Origin of the sequence: Luteibacter rhizovicinus DSM 16549, assembly GCF_001887595.1 — a bacterium.
Taxonomy (GTDB): Bacteria; Pseudomonadota; Gammaproteobacteria; order Xanthomonadales; family Rhodanobacteraceae; genus Luteibacter; species Luteibacter rhizovicinus.
Genome location: NZ_CP017480.1, coordinates 191,206 through 206,543 on the forward strand (window position 1 = coordinate 191,206; position 15,338 = coordinate 206,543).

A 15,338-nucleotide genomic window follows, 5' to 3' on the forward strand; every position below is an offset into this window, starting at 1 on the left:
AGAACCGCTAAACTCGGCGGCTGAATACGCTCCCCGGATAGGTTTCATGACCAGTCAGCTCCCCGCCGTCGTCACCTTGCTCACCCTGCTCCTGATGTTTGCCACCGTCTGGATGGTGGGCCGGGCACGCCATCGCTACGGGATCAAGGCGCCGTCGATCTCCGGCGACCCGGCGTTCGAGCGCGCCTGGCGTGTGCAGATGAATACGCTGGAGAACGCGGTGATGTTCATCCCCGCCCTGTGGCTGGCCGCCCAGTACGCCGACCCACTGTGGGCCGGGATCGCCGGGCTGATCTGGCTCCTCGGCCGCGCCTGGTATGCCTGGGCCTATGCCCGCGAAGCCTCTCGTCGTGGCCCGGGCTACCTGGTCTCGATGATCGCCTGGGCAGCGCTGATGATCATGGCAGCCGGCGGCATCGGCATGGCGATCATGGAAAACAACGCCGCCCCGGCCGAAGAAGCCGCCTGACGTCTAAGGTAGGAGCCGATTTATCGGCGATCGGGTGCTTGCGACAGACTGGCCCGCTGCCGCGGGTTCGCCGATAAATCGGCTCCTACCAACAGTTAGTCGTCGTCTTTCGCTACGGCCAGGACGCGAACGCGCTGGATGCGGGCGCCTTCCATCGCGGTGACCTCGAATTCGAGGCCGTCGGTCTCGAAACGGTCCCCGGCGCTGGGCAAGCGCCCCAGCTGCTGAAGCACGAATCCGGCAAGCGTGGAGAAGTTGCCATCGCTCGCGCCGGGCAGGCGATGACCGAGCAGGTGCTCCACGCGACGCACGTCCAGGCTGGCATCGAGCAACCAGGCACCATCGGGCTCGCTGACCGCGGAGGGATCGCCCTCACTGGTCTCGTCGGGGAATTCACCCGCGATCACCTCAAGCACATCGGCCGGCGTAACCAGGCCGAGGATGCTGCCGTATTCGTCGACCACCAGGGCCACCTGTAGCGGCGCACGGCGAAATTCGTCGATGAGGCGCAGCACGCTGAGCGATTCGAGCACCGTGATCGGCTTGCGCACGACGCGCTCGGTTTCCAGGCGACCGTGATCGGCAAGGCTGGCAAGCAGGTCGCGCGACGACACCACGCCGATCAAGGCGTCGAGATCGCCATGGGCGACCAGCATCCAGTGATGGGGCGACTCGCGCGCCTCGGTCAGCAGGGTCGGCAGGTCCTCGCCCGGATCGACCCAGACGATTTCCGTGCGCGGGGTCATGATCGAGCGGACCGGACGCTGGGAAAGGTCGAGTACACCCTGGACCATTTCCAGCTCGTCCTTGCCGAACACCCCCGTGTCGGTGGCCTCGGTGGCGGGCGTGTTCTTGCCGTTGTCGCCCTCGTCGTCCGGTGCGCCGCCCAGCAGGCGCAACACGGCCTTCGCGGTGCGGTCGCGCATGATGCGGCCGCCGACCAGCAGCGAGCGACGGCGGTTCCGCCGCATGGTCTGGTTGAACGCCTCGATCATGATCGAGAAGCCGATCGCGGCGTACAGGTAACCCTTGGGAATATGGAAACCAAAGCCCTCGGCGATCAGGCTGAAGCCGATCATCAGCAGGAAGGACAGGCAGAGGATGACGATCGTCGGGCGGGCGTTGACGAACACGGTCAACGGCTTGCTCGCGGTGATCATCAGGCCCATGGCGATGACCACGCCGATCATCATGATCGAGAGATGGTCGACCATGCCGACGGCGGTGATCACCGAATCCAGCGAGAACACGGCATCGAGAATGACGATCTGCGCCACGACCAGCCAGAAACTGGCGCGGCGCGCGGCCTTGCCGTCGGCGCCATCGTCGGCTTCGAGCCGCTCGTGCAGCTCCAGGGTCGCCTTGAACAGCAGGAAGCCGCCACCGATCACGAGGATCAGGTCGCGCCAGGACAGGCCGAAGCCATTCCAGTTGAACAGGGGTTGGGTGAGCGTGACCAGCCAGGACATGGCGGCCAGCAGGCACAGGCGCATGACCAACGCCAGGCCGAGGCCCAGGAGCCGCGCCTGATCGCGCTGGCGGGCGTGAAGCTTGTCGGCGAGGATCGCGACAAAGACGAGGTTGTCGATACCGAGCACGATCTCCAGCACGATTAACGTGAGAAGACCCGCCCAGGCCGAAGGGTCGGCAAGCCAGTCGAAAGCGAACATGGGTCGGCGCGGGGGGCGCCCGGTTTCCTCCGGAAGGGACGCAACACTATACAGGGGGCACATGACGGTCTGTGCCAGAAGCGCCGTTGCGGAGCCCCACCCCGTCGGCTACGGTGGTTCATGCCTCACGAACTCTCGCCGACCTCCCCACCCCTGGACACCGTCTCCGCTCCACCTGCCCTGCCGGCACGAACGCCCGGCCTGCTCGAGACTGTCCTGACCATCCTCGCCTACTTCGCGCTGCAGGCGGGCTTTGGCGGCGCCTTTGGCGCCACCTCGCAGTTCATCGCTCGGATGTTCCCCGACGCGGTGCCGGACCAGCCCGACCGCCTGATCCTGGTCGTGATCCTCACCCTGATCTGCGCGGCGGCGGTGGTTGTCACATGGATCGTGCGACGCTGGTCGGCAAAAACGCTCGACGGCGGCGCCGGCGGGCTCGGCTTCACCCCGCCCCCGGGGCGCTACATCGCGCTGGGCACGGCGCTGGGCATCCTCGCGCCCGTGCTCGGCGGCCTGCTCACCCAGTTCCTGGCGGGTGGCCACGATGTGAGCCAGACGGTGACCGACATCGCCGATCGCGCACACGTCGGCATGCGGGTGGCCTTGCTCCCGGCCGTGGTCCTGATCGGCCCCCTGGTCGAAGAGGTGTTGTTCCGCGGCGCCCTGCTGTCGGTGCTGCGAACCCGCCTCGGTGACGGCTGGGCCATCGCGGTCTCGGCCATCGTCTTCGGCGCGGTGCACCTGCCCGACCTGGACTGGCTCTGGTACGCCGTGCCCAACCTGATCCTCGTGGGGGTGTTCTGCGCCTGGCTGCGCGTGCGCAGCGGGTCGATCTGGCCGGGCTTTGTCGCACACGCCGCCAATAACGCGCTGGCGACGGCCAGCTGGTTCATGGCGACCTAGCCCACCGCCGAGGACTAGAAGGTTTCCAGCGAGGCCACGTGGCGGGACAGGCGGGGTCCGGCGTAACACTGCGACCCCACCGGAAGCAGGCCCACCTCGTTGAACGCGGCGCGGTACCAGCGTGCCGGTCGCGAAAGGAAGCCTTCACGATCGCCGCCCGGATCGTCCTCACGCGTATACAGCTCGAGAAAGGCCAGGCCTTCGAGCATCTCGCCGATGCCGGTCAGCCCGGCGCGGATCTCGGCAGGCTTCAGGTAGTGCAGCACGTCGGTGCAGACAATCAGGTCGAACCGCGTATCGAAGCGCAGCTCGGCCAGCTGGCCAAAACGGGCATAGCCGATGTTTCGCGAGCGACCGTAGCGCGCCACCGCGTATTCGCTGGCCTCGAGCCCGCGATAGTCGATACCCGGCCGCATCTTCCGCAACACCGCCCGCCAGGGCGCTTCACCGCAGCCGATGTCGAGGACGTTACGTACCGGGTGGCCGAGGTAGAACTCCGCCTGGGCGAGCACCATGGCCACCTTGCGGTTGAGTTCGGCAGGCGACCCCACGGCATGGTCCGTACTGCGGTACCACTTGTCGAAATAGGCCTGGTCGTAGGTCTTGGGCATGGTACGCAGCCGCCGAAAACACCTATGTTAGCCGGGCCTACACTTCGGGCATACATGCCCGGCCGCAGCATCGAACGTCACGGCTTCAGGAGAACCCCATGCCCCGCATCCAGCTCCGCATTACCGGCGACCGCGACATCTTCGACGACGTCATCAACGCCATCCACGGTATCGACCGCGTCGAACGCGTGGAAGAAATCGACGACTTCGGCATGGGTGTCCGCGACGATTCCAGCTCGAGCGAATTGTCGGACGATGTCGGCTCGCGGACCTTCACGGTCGAAGTCGAAGTACCCAACAACAAGGTCGGCGAGCGCGTACGCGAGGTGGCCGAAGAAACCGCCGGCAACCGCGAAGCCGCCATCGAATTCATCGGCGACGACGAAATCGAGATGTAAGCGCGCTCTGTGCAGGAGCCGATTCATCGACGATCCCGCGGCAGCGGGCAAGGTCAGGGCAAGCACCCGATCGCCGATGAATCGGCTCCTACCTGAGCAGGCCACATGTTCTTGCGGTTACCTGACGGTAAACCTTCGGCGCGTCCTCCCGTTTAAGGTGAGCACCTCACCGAAACCGGAGGTTTCATGCGAGCGTTGGCCACCGCCGTACTGCTTGCCCTTGTCGCCCTGCCCGCTGCGGCAAGCGACGAGGCGCTCTCGAAGGACGACGTCGCCTGGCTGGACCGGGTGACCTTCGGCATCGATTCGGCGACGCTCGCCAGCTACCGCGACCTGGGCCGACGCCGTTTCCTCGACCGCCAGTTGCATCCGAAAGCGGACGGGCTTCCCGCCGACGTTCGCGCACAGATCGACGGTTTCGACGTTGCGAAAACGCCCATGGCGACGCTGGTCGCGCAAGTCCGCGATCAATATCGCGACATTAATGCCATGCCCGACGGCGATGGCAAACAGGCGGCGAAACAGGCCCTGCAGAAACAGGGCAACCAGTATGCGCAGGAAGCCCAGGCGACCGAACTGCTCTACGCCATCTACGACGAGAACCAGCTGCGTGAGCAGATGGTCTGGTTCTGGCTGAATCATTTCAGCGTGTTCCAGCAGAAGGGCCGCGTGCGCTGGGTCGTCGCCGACTACGCGCAGAACACCATCCGGCCGCATGCCCTGGGCAAGTTCCGCGACCTCGTGCTGGCTACGCTGAAAAGCCCGGCCATGCTCGAATACCTCGACAACGTGCAGAACGCGCGCGACAAGATCAACGAGAACTACGCGCGCGAGTTGATGGAACTGCACACGCTCGGCGTGGGTAGCGGCTACAGCCAGGACGACGTGCAGAACCTGGCGCGCATCCTCACCGGTGTCGGGGTGAACTTCGACGGCCAGCCGCGAAAGATGAAACCCGACGTGCAGGCGTACTACCTGCAGGAAGGCGTCTTCGAATTCAATCCGAACCGACACGACTTCGGCGACAAGGTCCTGCTCGGCAAGACGATCAAGGGCAGCGGATTCGACGAGGTTGAAAAGGCCGTCGACCTCATCGTCAGCCAGCCTGCCTGCGCGACCTTCGTCTCCACGAGGCTGGCGCAGTACTTCGTCGCCAACGATCCACCACCGGAACTGGTCAAAGCCATGGCGAAGACCTTCCACCACACCGATGGCGATATCGCCGCGGTGATGGACACGATGCTGACCTCGAAGGCATTCACCGCGTCGCTCGGCAAGCGCTACAAGGACCCGACCCAGTTCCTGGTCTCGACCATGCGTCTCGCCTACGACGGCAAGCCGGTGTCGAACCCGCGTCCGCTGGTCAACTGGATCAACCAGCTCGGACAGGCGCCGTTCGGCAGGATCACGCCGGACGGCTGGCCGACTACGGATTCCGAATGGTCCAGTTCAGGCCAGATCGCCAAGCGTTTCGAAATCGCCCGGGCCATCGGCAGTGGCGCCAACCACCTGTTCGATCTGGACGAGGCGGGCACGCATACCCGCGGCGGCTTCCCGCAACTGACCACGCCGACCTATTACGCCACCCTTGATCCCTACCTGTCGCCGAAGACGCGCGACGCGCTCACCCAGGCCACGTCGCAGCAGGAATGGAACACCTTCCTGCTCGCCTCCCCCGACTTCAACTACCGCTGAGGCTGCCCATGGATCGCCGCCAGTTCCTGCTCGCCACTGCCGCGACCGTTCCCGCGCTCATGTTGGGTGGCAAGGTGTTTGCCGCACCCGCGTCGTCGCCGCGCTTCCTGCTGGTTTTCCTGCGCGGCGGTTACGACGCCAACAACATGCTCGTGCCGTACTCGAGCGACTTCTATTACGAATCGCGGCCGAGCATTGCGCTGGCCAAACCGGATGCAGGCAATCCGAAAGCGGTCCGGGCACTCGATGCGAACTGGGGCCTCACGCCAGCACTGGCCGCTTCGATGGGCCCGCTGTGGGACAAGCGTCAGCTGGCTTTCATTCCGTTTTCCGGCACCGACGATCTCTCCCGAAGCCACTTCGAAACCCAGGACAACATCGAGGCTGGCGAGGCAGGAGACGCGCGCAACTACGGTTCGGGTTTCATGGGGCGTCTCTCCGGTGTGCTGCGCGGTTCGCCTCCCATCGCCTTCACCGATGCGCTGCCGCTGTCCTTCCGCGGTGCCGGCGACATCCCGAACATCTCGCTCAAGGGCGGCAGCAAGGCCGTCTTCGATGACCGCCAGTCGAAGATCCTCGCCAGCATGTACGAAGGCACGTCGCTGCAGGCGGCGGCTACCGACGGACTGCAGTTGCGCCAGCAGGTAGCCCAGGATCTGCAGACTGAAATGGTCGCCGCGAGCCGCGGTGCGGTGAACGCGCGGGGTTTTGCACAGCAGGGCCAGCGCATGGCCACCCTCATGCGCGATCGGTTCCGCCTGGGTTTCGTCGACGTCGGCGGGTGGGACACTCATGTGAACCAGGGCGGTGCCGAGGGCCAGCTGGCCAACAACCTGGACAACCTCGGGCAGGGTCTTGCCAGCTTCGCCGATGGCCTGGGCGAGACCGAGTGGAACAACACCGTGGTTGTCGTCGTGTCCGAGTTTGGCCGCACCTTCCGCGAGAACGGCAACAAGGGTACCGACCATGGTCACGGCACGACGTACTGGGTGCTTGGCGGCAAGGTCAACGGCGGTCGCGTCGCCGGGCAGCAAGTTGCGGTGAACGCCGGCAGCCTGCTGCAGAACCGCGACCACCCCGTGCTGAACAACTATCGCGACGTGCTCGGAGGCCTCCTCCGTCGTACCTACGGACTGTCCGATAAGGACCTGGCTACGGTGTTCCCCAACGCAAAGGCTCGCGATCTGCAGCTCGTCTAGCGTCTAGGGCTGCCAGAGCTGCCCTCCAGGATTCGAAAGCTGACGATCGAGGTAGTAGGCCGCGCTGATGAAAGCGAGATGGGTAAGCGCCTGCGGGAAGTTGCCGAGAGGCTCGGCACGCAGGCTCAGCTCTTCGGAGAACAGCCCGAGGTGGTTCGAGTACAACACCCCGCGCGCCATAATCTCGCGGGCTTCGTGCAGGCGTCCCGCGCGGGCCAGGCATTCCACGTACCAGAACGTGCAGGTAGTGAACGCACCATCCCCGCCTTCCAGGCCATCGGCATTGCGATAGCGGAACACCAGGCCATCGTCGGTGAGCTGGTCGCGGATGGCATCCAGCGTGCTCAGCCAGACCGGATCGGTCGCCGAGACGAAGCGGACCAGAGGCATCATCAGCAAAGCGGCATCGACATCCGTGCCGCCCTTGCTCTGCACGAAGTGGCCGTGTTCCGGATGACGGAAATGCGTCCAGATATCCTCGGCGATGCGGTCGCGATCGCGCGTCCACTCCACCACGGGGGCTGGCAGGGAGCGCTTATGGGCGAGACGAACGGCACGATCCAGCGCCACCCAGCACATCAGGCGCGAGTGGAGGAAATGGCGAGGCTCGTCGCGAATCTCCCAGATGCCTTCATCGGGATCTCGCCAGTGGTGGCGCACATGGTCGACCAACCGACGCACATGCTCCCAGCCGGCGTGACTCATCGCCGTGCCGTACTTGTTCGCCAGGTACAGGCTATCCATCAGTTCGCCGAAGATATCGAGCTGGGTCTGCGTGCGTGCCGCATTGCCGATGCGTACGGGCTGCGAACCGGCGTAGCCGGCGAGGTGGTCGAGCGTGGATTCCTCTGCCGCTTCGCTGCCATCCAGCGCATACATGATCTTGAGGGCAGCGTCCTTGCCTAGCTCCATGATCCGCTTCTCGGACCACTTGCGAAAATGCTCCGCCTCCTCGACGTAGCCCAGGCGCATGAACGCGTACACCGTGAACGACGCGTCGCGGATCCACGTCGCGCGGTAATCCCAGTTGCGCTCCGCCCCCGTGGCCTCGGGCAAGCCGAATGTCGCCGCGGCGGCGATCGACCCATGGCGATGTGACGTGAGCAGCTTCAGCACCAGGGCCGAGCGCTCCACACGCTCGCGCCAGCGACCGCGGTAGTTCGATTTCCGCGCCCAGATCCGCCATGCAGCGGCGGTGTGCTCGAGCGCGGCGACGCACTCATCCACGTCGAGCGGGTCGTGCTCCTCGCCGCACAGGACGAACCAGACCGTATCACCCTGGCCGAGTACGAACTCTGCCGTCGCCTCGCCTTCGCCGCAGTGCAACGGAACGCTCGCGCCCAAGCGCAGCGAAGTGGGACCGTCGTGGAAGACAACACTCTCACCGTAATGTTCGGTCGTCGGAATCTTGCGCGCGTAATCCAGTCGCGGCCGGCAGCGCACACGAATCGTCACTTCGCCACGAGGCACGCGAAGACAGCGAACAAGGCTCGCGGGCAACCGGGTGTCGGTCTGGGGATGCGGCATGAAATCGGTCAGCTCCACGCTGCCTTGCTCCGACATCCATCGGGTCATCAGGATATTGGTCTCGGGAATGTAGAGCTGGATCGTACGCGCCTGGTCGAGCTCGGGCTCGATGGTGAACTCGCCGCCCTTGTCCGGATCAAGCAGGCCTGCGAAGACGGTCGGACTATCCATATGTGGCCAGCACATGAAGTCGATGGTGCCGTCGCTTGCCACCAGGGCAGTCGTGTCGAGATTGCCGACGATACCGTGCTCGCCGATGGTCCGGCCCGGAACGGGATTTTCGCGCTGGGTCACACCGTTCTCCGACAACGGGAGGTGGCGGAGGTTGCCACAGCACGCGTGAAGAAGGTCAGAACTCGAGTCGATAAGCCACCTTGACCAGGCCTTCCTGGATGTCCTTCAGGCCGAAGCCACGACGGAACTGCGAGCCGACCTCATCCTCGGTGTCCTGCTCGTAGCCACCCCGGTTGTAGACGATGTACAGGTTGGACAGCGGCGCGATCTCGTAACGGTAGCGGATCTGGAAACCGAGATTGGCCACGCCCAGGCCATCGATATGCTCGTTGGAGGGCACGGCACGGCCTTCCGGATCGATCTCGTAGGCCTGGCGCAACTTCGCACCGACGGCCAGCGTCTGCAGCTTCACGCGCAGCTCCTGCTTGTTGCCGAAATTCCAGTTCACGCCGCTGTCGATACCGACCGTCCTGCCATCGAACGCGCCGACCAGGTTTGAGACCTGCGTGCCGCGGTCCTGCCAGATCAGCCAGTTCGGATCCCATTCGTAACTGGCGCCAGCGAAGATGCTGAAGGCGTCGGTGATGAAATACGTCGGGGTGAACTTGAAGTAGTACGCGAGGCGGTGGTAACCGGTGAGCTGATTGCCGCCGATGAAGCCTTCGTCCTTCCAGCTCCAGTGGCCGATGCGCGGGCTTTCGCGCTCGTACGTCAACTTGGCCGTCGGCGGTGTATGCAGGGGATTGCCGCCCCGCGTGAGCAGGTCGTCGTAGGCGGCCGTGAACATGTCGAGGCGCCACTCTTCATCACCACCATCGCGACGCCGGCTATCACGCTGGATGCGGAAGCGACGGGAGATGCGACGGCCTTCGGTGTTGTCTTGCGCGGAGATGCGATAGCGCCAGAGATGCGAGGCGTACGCGGAATCCGCTGGCAGGTCGGTCACGCGTTGACGCACTTCCCAGTGCAGGTACTCCATGTCGTTGCGCGGCAGGTAACCGAAGTCGTCGATGTCGAGCCGATGGCCGAAGTACATGCCCAGCCACTGCTGGCTCCATACCGGCGTCATTTCCCAGAACGCGATGCTGGTCGCGCCGAGTCCCGACGAGTTCGCCTGCGGCTGGTCGATCTTGCTGCCGACGATGTTGCTGGTCAACGTAAACGTCTCGCTCGGCTGCCAGCGGTGATCGAAACCGAGCACGTTGGCATCGCGATCCAGGAAGGGGTGATTCACCCGCGTGGCGAGCATGCCGAAGGTCTGCGTGCCTTCGGTCTGGGTGAGCCGGAGGGCACCGAAGGTGCGGCCGTCGTCGCCTTTCTCCTGCGCGGTGAGGATGCCGTAGCTGGTGTCGCCGACACTGCCGTTCACCTTCACCGCCGCCGAGATATCCGCCGGGCCGTGGCCGTCGTCCGACTCGCCGCCAACGCGTCGCGTGTAGACGAGCTGGGAGTAGTCGTCGAGCAGGCTGAAATCGAAAATGCCCTGGTTCTCGGTAAAGAACGGACGTTTGTCGGTGAAGAAGGTTTCTTCCGGCGAGAAGTTCACGACGAGGTCGTCGCTCTCCACCTGGCCGAAATCGGGATTGATCGTGGCGGTCAGCTGGGTCTGCCCGTTCGGCTTCCACACGATGTCCGCACCTTCCTGGAACGAGGTGCCACCGTGGGCGCGATCGACCCGGCCGACGAGGTAGGGCGTGACCGCGAACAGCGACTGCGAATAGGCAGGCAACGACACTTTGTTGAAACTGGACAGGAAGCGGCCCTGGTCGAAGCTGACCGCCGGCCATGCCATGCGCTCGCCGGTGGCGGCGATGACGCGGTCGATGTACAGGCCGATGTGGCGGTTCTCTCCATCGGCCCGGCGCATCGGCGCGATGTACCAGGGAATCAGGATCTCGACGGAATAGCCTTCCGCATCCTGGGTCACGGCATGGTCCCAGCGGCCATCCCAGTCGTAGCTGAAGTCGGACTCGTTGGTGATCACCTCGTCGGCGACGCCACCGAGCGAGCGCACTTCGAAGTCGTAGCCGACGCGGCCATCGCCGTCGAAATCCACCATCACGTTGATGCGATCGACGAGTGCATCCTCGTCGCGACGGGTCTGCTGCGTCGAGCGTGGCACGTCGGCGGACTGGGTCACGCGGATCGCGACGGCCAGGCCCTTCGGGGTCGACAGCACCCAGGCCTCCGTCGGCTGGCTCCCCGGTTTACCGGTTTTTGGCTGGGTGTCACGAAAATCGGTGATGTGCTGCGCACCCGCCCATTCCGTCGGGTCGATGTGGCCGTCGATCGTCACCTCGGCGTGGGCCGAGAAAGCAGCGAGGCAGAGCGTGGCGAACAAGGCGAAGCGGCGATGCATGAGTCATCCGGGACGTGGAATCTTGCGGATAGGATGCCGCCCGTTTCGCAAAGGTTTGCCATGACCCTTGGCCCATGCGCTCAGCCGGTCTCCCTGATGAGGTCGATCAGCGCGCGCAGCGCGGCCGGCACATGGCGTCGACCGGGGTAGTACAGGCAAAGCCGGTCGAAGGGCGGGGTCCAGTCGTCCAGCACCCGCTCCAGCGTGCCGGCCGCAAGGTCCTCCGCGATGTTGAATTCGGTCAGGTAGGTGAGCCCCAGCCCCGCGCGAGCCGCTTCCCGCATGAGATCGGGCTGGCCGAGGGTCAGTTGCCCCTCGACGTCGATGCTGATGGCTTCGCCGTGGCGTTCGAACTCCCAGTGGTAGATATGCCCTGCCGGCATGCGCGCACGAATGCAGCGATGACCGGCCAGGTCGGCCGGGGTTTTTGGACGGCCATGCGCCCTGAAGTAAGCCGGTGAGCCGACGACCGCGAAGCGGATAGGCGGCCCCAGGGGCACGGCGATCATGTCCCCCGGCACCGTGTCGACCGTCCGGAAGCCGGCATCGAAGCCCTCACGGACGATGTCGATCATCCGTTCCTCCGTCACCAGGTCGAGATGGACGTTCGGATAACGCTCCAGATACGGGATGAGCAAGGGCAGCATCAGCCAGCGCGCGGCGCCGGTGGACGAGTTGAGCCGGAGGGTCCCGCTCGGCGTGGTCGCCTCCTCGCCTGCGCGGTCGACGGCGTCGCGAATGCCCGCGACCGCCGGGGCGAGTTCGGCCACGAACCGTTCCCCCGCCTCGGTCAGGCGAACGCTGCGCGTGGTCCGGTGGAACAGCCGCGTGCCCAGGCGGGCCTCCAGTGACGCGACCGACTGGCTCAGGGCCGAGGTCGACATCTCCATCTCGGCGGCCGCCGCCCGAAAGCTGCCCAGTCGGGCCACGGCGAGTACCGCTTCGAATTCCGTCAGTCCCGATCGCATTGTCCGTTCCAGCTTCATGCCCCATCCGGCTTTGTCCGACTTATCAGGCTAATCCTTTGCGCCCATTCTTGCCATCGAACCTTCCCGTCCCCTCTCGCGAGAATCCCCATGCACACGATCGACCAGATCTACATCGACGGCGCGTTCGTTACCCCGCACGGCGAAGAGCGCTTCGACCTGTTCAACCCGGCTACCGAAGAGGTCATCGGCACCGTGCGTCTCGCCGATCAGGAAGACGCCCGCCGCGCCATCGCCGCGGCGAAGCGCGCGTTCCCGGCCTTCTCCCGTACGACCGTCACCGAGCGCATCGCCCTGCTCCGCCGCATGCACGCCGCCGTCGAGGCCCGTGGCGACGACCTCTTCGCCGCCGTGCTCGAGGAGTACGGTGCGCCGGTCAATCGCGGCCGCTGGATGGTGGGGCATGCGTCGAGCGTATTCCTCGACGCCATCGAGACGCTCGAGCACTTCGAGTTCGAGCGCCGCAAGGGCAGCGCGACCGTCGTCATGCAGGCCGTCGGCGTGGTCGGCCTCATCACGCCCTGGAACAGCGACGCCGGCTTCATCTGCGGCAAGCTGGCCACCGCCATCGCAGCAGGCTGCACGGCGGTGATCAAGCCGAGCGAAATGAGTGCGCTGCAGACGCGCGTCGTCACCGAGGCCCTGCACGCCGCGGGCGCACCAGCCGGCGTGTTCAACATCGTCACGGGCCGCGGCGAAGTGGTCGGCGCCGCCATCGTCGATAGCCCGGATATCGCCAAGATCTCCTTCACCGGCTCGACCACCGTCGGCAAGGGCATCGTCCGTGCCGCCGCCGACACGCTCAAGCGCGTCACGCTGGAACTCGGCGGAAAATCCCCCGTCGTCATCCTCGACGATGCGGACTTCGACGCCGCCGTACCGCTGGCCGTCATGGCCGGCTTCGCCAACAGCGGCCAGGCCTGCATCGCCGGAACGCGTCTGCTCGTGCCGCGCGCGCGCCTTGCCGAGTTCGAAACGCGCATGGTCGCCGCCGTGAATGCCGTCGTCTCGGGTGATCCGTCCGACCACGCCACGGAGGTCGGTCCCATGGTCAGCCAGAAGCAGTGGGAGCGCGTACAAGGCTATATCGGCAAGGGTATCGCCGAAGGCGCGCGCCTGATTGCTGGTGGTATCGGCCGGCCGGAAGGCTACTCGCGTGGCTGGCTGGTCCGTCCCACCGTCTTCAGCGACGTTCGCAACGACATGGTCATCGCCCGCGAGGAGATTTTCGGACCGGTGCTGTCGATCATCGCGTACGACGACGACGAGGATGCCATCGCAATCGCCAACGACACGCCATACGGCTTGCAGGCGTACGTGTTGTCCGCCGATACGGCGCGCGCACGCCGCGTCGCCTCGCGCATCGATGCCGGTCGTGTGTTGATCAATACGCTCACGCATGAGCCGAAGGCACCGTTCGGCGGGTTCAAGCAGTCCGGTCTCGGTCGCGAGTACGGCAGCTTCGGTCTCGAGGCTTACCTCGAGCCGAAAGCCTTGCTTGGGGTCGATGCCTGACCGGGAAGGTGAGTCGCCAGGCCGCCATCGATCAATGCGACTTGGCGATATCCACGGCGGTGAGCGTCAGTGTCGCCCGATGGACGAAGCCAAGCTTTTCGTAGAGGCGTGTCGCGCCTTCGTTACCCGCGGAGACGTGCAGGAACGAAACCAGTCCGTGTTCGCGATGCCGGTTCACTAATGCGACCAGGAGTGCCCGGGCGAGACCTCGCCCGGCGAATTCCGGATGCGTGCAGACGGCGCTGATCTCGCGGGCACCGGGAACGGCCATGCGTTCCCCGGCCATGGCGATGAGCCGGCTCTCCTGAAGTATGCCCACATAGGTACCCAGGGCGGCCGTATGCTCGCGGAAGAACTCGGGGTAGACCAGTGAGGTGAGCGCCCGCATGCGCTCGCGGTGTTCGTTGCCAAGCACGCTGACCGTCTCCTCGGTATCCAGATCGGGCGCATCCAGGGCGCGGACCAGCTGGAGCGTGTCAGGCACCGCATGACCGGCGTCGACTGGCGCGCGTATCCAGCGCTCAGGCAGGACCTCGGGCGCGACGCCGAGGAAATAACGCCGGCCCACCAGGCGCGGATCGTCGACCACGTGGGCAGCCGGGCTCGCCACCGCCACAAAGGGTGCATAGGCATCGCCATACCAGAGCGCATCGCCCGATCGACGGGCCAGCGCTGCGTGCTCACCGGTCAGCGAGTGCCACAGCGGATTATCGAGTACGGAGGTATCCATGCCTGCCTTCCGATGACGAATGTCACATCATGGGGGTCAACCCAAGCGCATCACAACAGGCTCTGCTACTTTTCTTCGGGTACGCACTCAATCCGGGGATCCCATGCTCGCTCGCACCTGCCTTGTTCTCGCCCTCGCCCTCGCCCTGCCCGCCGTCGCCGAGGAGGCGAAAAAGGCGCACACGCCCACGGCCAAGGAACTGCTGGCCAAGTCGACCGCCGCCGAATGGCGCACCCCGGACCCGCAGAACCTCGTCTACATGGACCTGCCGCAGGGCCAGGTCGTCATCGAGCTCGCCCAGGACTGGTCGCCGGAACATGCCGCCAATATCCGTACCCTGATCCGCGAGCACTACTTCGACGGCAGCCAGGTCATCCGCGTCCAGGACAACTTCGTTACCCAGTGGGGCGATCCCGACGGCGACGACAAGAAGAAGGCCAAGAGCCTGGGTAGCGCCAAGGAGACCCTGACACCGGAATTCACGCGCAAGCTGGGCGGCAAGGCGATTCCGTTCACCAAGCTTCCGGACGGCGACGTCTACGCGCCGGAAGTCGGATTCTCCGAAGGCTTCCCCGTGGCGCGCGACGCCAAGGCCGGCGAAGCGTGGATCGCGCATTGCTACGGTACCGTGGGCGTCGCACGCGACGTCGGCGCCGAGACCGGCAACGGCAGCTCGCTCTACGCCATCATCGGCCAGGCCCCGCGCAACCTCGACCGCAACCTCGCCGTCGCCGGCAAGGTCATCAAGGGCATGGAATTCCTCGCCGCGTATCCGCGCGGTGGCGAACCGATGGGCTTCTACGACAAGCCCGAGCAGCGCGTAACGATCAAGAGCGTGCGCCTCGCGGCCGATGTTCCCGAAGCGCAGCGCACGCCCATCCAGGTGCTGCGCACGGACAGCAAGACGTTTGCGGCGGTGATCGAAGCCAAGCGCAATCGCAAGGACGATTTCTATACGCGTCCGGCGGGGAAGATCGATCTGTGCAACATCAGCGTGCCGGTGCGCGATCCGTCGAAGCCTGTCGCACCCTGATCGGAGAGC

The 15,338-nt window shown here is 65.3% G+C and carries 13 protein-coding genes; 7 read left to right on the plus strand and 6 right to left on the minus strand.

The features are described 5' to 3' along the window. Positions 1 to 46: 46 nt before the first annotated feature. Positions 47 to 469 carry an MAPEG family protein gene (locus BJI69_RS00985; protein ID WP_046978486.1) on the plus strand — a complete coding sequence of 141 codons (423 nt, stop codon included), beginning with the start codon at positions 47 to 49 and terminating at the stop codon, positions 467 to 469. A 95-nt stretch (positions 470 to 564) separates the two neighbouring features. On the opposite strand, the gene BJI69_RS00990 is transcribed toward BJI69_RS00985, so the two are convergent. Continuing rightward, entirely contained in the window at positions 565 to 2,139 is a 1,575-nt protein-coding gene (locus BJI69_RS00990) for a TerC family protein (protein WP_046978487.1), read from the minus strand. 120 nt (positions 2,140 to 2,259) lie between these two features. Between BJI69_RS00990 and BJI69_RS00995 the strand changes: the two genes are divergently transcribed. Next, positions 2,260 to 3,042 (plus strand): CPBP family intramembrane glutamic endopeptidase, encoded by a 783-nt coding sequence (locus BJI69_RS00995; RefSeq protein ID WP_046978488.1) that lies wholly within the window; start codon positions 2,260 to 2,262, stop codon positions 3,040 to 3,042. Positions 3,043 to 3,056: 14 nt separating this feature from the next. On the opposite strand, the gene BJI69_RS01000 is transcribed toward BJI69_RS00995, so the two are convergent. After that, complete coding sequence (locus BJI69_RS01000; protein WP_046978489.1) at positions 3,057 to 3,653, minus strand: class I SAM-dependent DNA methyltransferase; 597 nt, start codon at positions 3,651 to 3,653, stop codon at positions 3,057 to 3,059. A 98-nt stretch (positions 3,654 to 3,751) separates the two neighbouring features. Between BJI69_RS01000 and BJI69_RS01005 the strand changes: the two genes are divergently transcribed. The 3 genes from BJI69_RS01005 (at position 3,752) to BJI69_RS01015 (ending at position 6,945) form a co-directional block, all read left to right on the plus strand. After that, positions 3,752 to 4,051, plus strand: coding sequence for a hypothetical protein (locus tag BJI69_RS01005; RefSeq protein WP_046978490.1), 300 nt, complete (start codon positions 3,752 to 3,754; stop codon positions 4,049 to 4,051). A 186-nt stretch (positions 4,052 to 4,237) separates the two neighbouring features. After that, positions 4,238 to 5,746, plus strand: coding sequence for a DUF1800 domain-containing protein (locus BJI69_RS01010; protein WP_046978491.1), 1,509 nt, complete (start codon positions 4,238 to 4,240; stop codon positions 5,744 to 5,746). An 8-nt stretch (positions 5,747 to 5,754) separates the two neighbouring features. Beyond that, positions 5,755 to 6,945, plus strand: a complete 1,191-nt coding sequence (locus BJI69_RS01015; protein WP_046978492.1) for a DUF1501 domain-containing protein — start codon at positions 5,755 to 5,757, stop codon at positions 6,943 to 6,945. Between the two features lie 3 nt (positions 6,946 to 6,948). Here the strand turns inward: BJI69_RS01015 and BJI69_RS01020 are convergent, their stop codons facing one another. The 3 genes from BJI69_RS01020 to BJI69_RS01030 all read right to left on the minus strand — a co-directional run bounded on the left by BJI69_RS01020 (position 6,949) and on the right by BJI69_RS01030 (position 12,051). Beyond that, positions 6,949 to 8,766 carry a glycoside hydrolase family 15 protein gene (locus BJI69_RS01020; protein ID WP_219811409.1) on the minus strand — a complete coding sequence of 606 codons (1,818 nt, stop codon included), beginning with the start codon at positions 8,764 to 8,766 and terminating at the stop codon, positions 6,949 to 6,951. A gap of 55 nt (positions 8,767 to 8,821) precedes the next feature. Continuing rightward, the gene (locus BJI69_RS01025) at positions 8,822 to 11,065 is read right to left on the minus strand and encodes a DUF5916 domain-containing protein (protein ID WP_046978494.1); all 2,244 of its coding nucleotides are present in this window, start codon (positions 11,063 to 11,065) and stop codon (positions 8,822 to 8,824) included. A gap of 80 nt (positions 11,066 to 11,145) precedes the next feature. Continuing rightward, on the minus strand, positions 11,146 to 12,051 hold the full coding sequence (locus BJI69_RS01030) for a LysR family transcriptional regulator (protein ID WP_244890706.1): 906 nt from the start codon (positions 12,049 to 12,051) through the stop codon (positions 11,146 to 11,148). A 90-nt stretch (positions 12,052 to 12,141) separates the two neighbouring features. On the opposite strand from BJI69_RS01030, the gene BJI69_RS01035 reads away from it, so the two are divergent. Then, positions 12,142 to 13,566 (plus strand): aldehyde dehydrogenase family protein, encoded by a 1,425-nt coding sequence (locus BJI69_RS01035; protein WP_046978496.1) that lies wholly within the window; start codon positions 12,142 to 12,144, stop codon positions 13,564 to 13,566. Positions 13,567 to 13,597: 31 nt separating this feature from the next. Here the strand turns inward: BJI69_RS01035 and BJI69_RS01040 are convergent, their stop codons facing one another. After that, a complete protein-coding gene (locus tag BJI69_RS01040; protein WP_046978497.1) occupies positions 13,598 to 14,296 on the minus strand; it encodes a GNAT family N-acetyltransferase in 699 nt (232 codons plus the stop codon). 103 nt (positions 14,297 to 14,399) lie between these two features. Between BJI69_RS01040 and BJI69_RS01045 the strand changes: the two genes are divergently transcribed. Then, positions 14,400 to 15,329 (plus strand): peptidylprolyl isomerase, encoded by a 930-nt coding sequence (locus BJI69_RS01045; RefSeq protein WP_046978498.1) that lies wholly within the window; start codon positions 14,400 to 14,402, stop codon positions 15,327 to 15,329. Positions 15,330 to 15,338 lie beyond the last annotated feature (9 nt).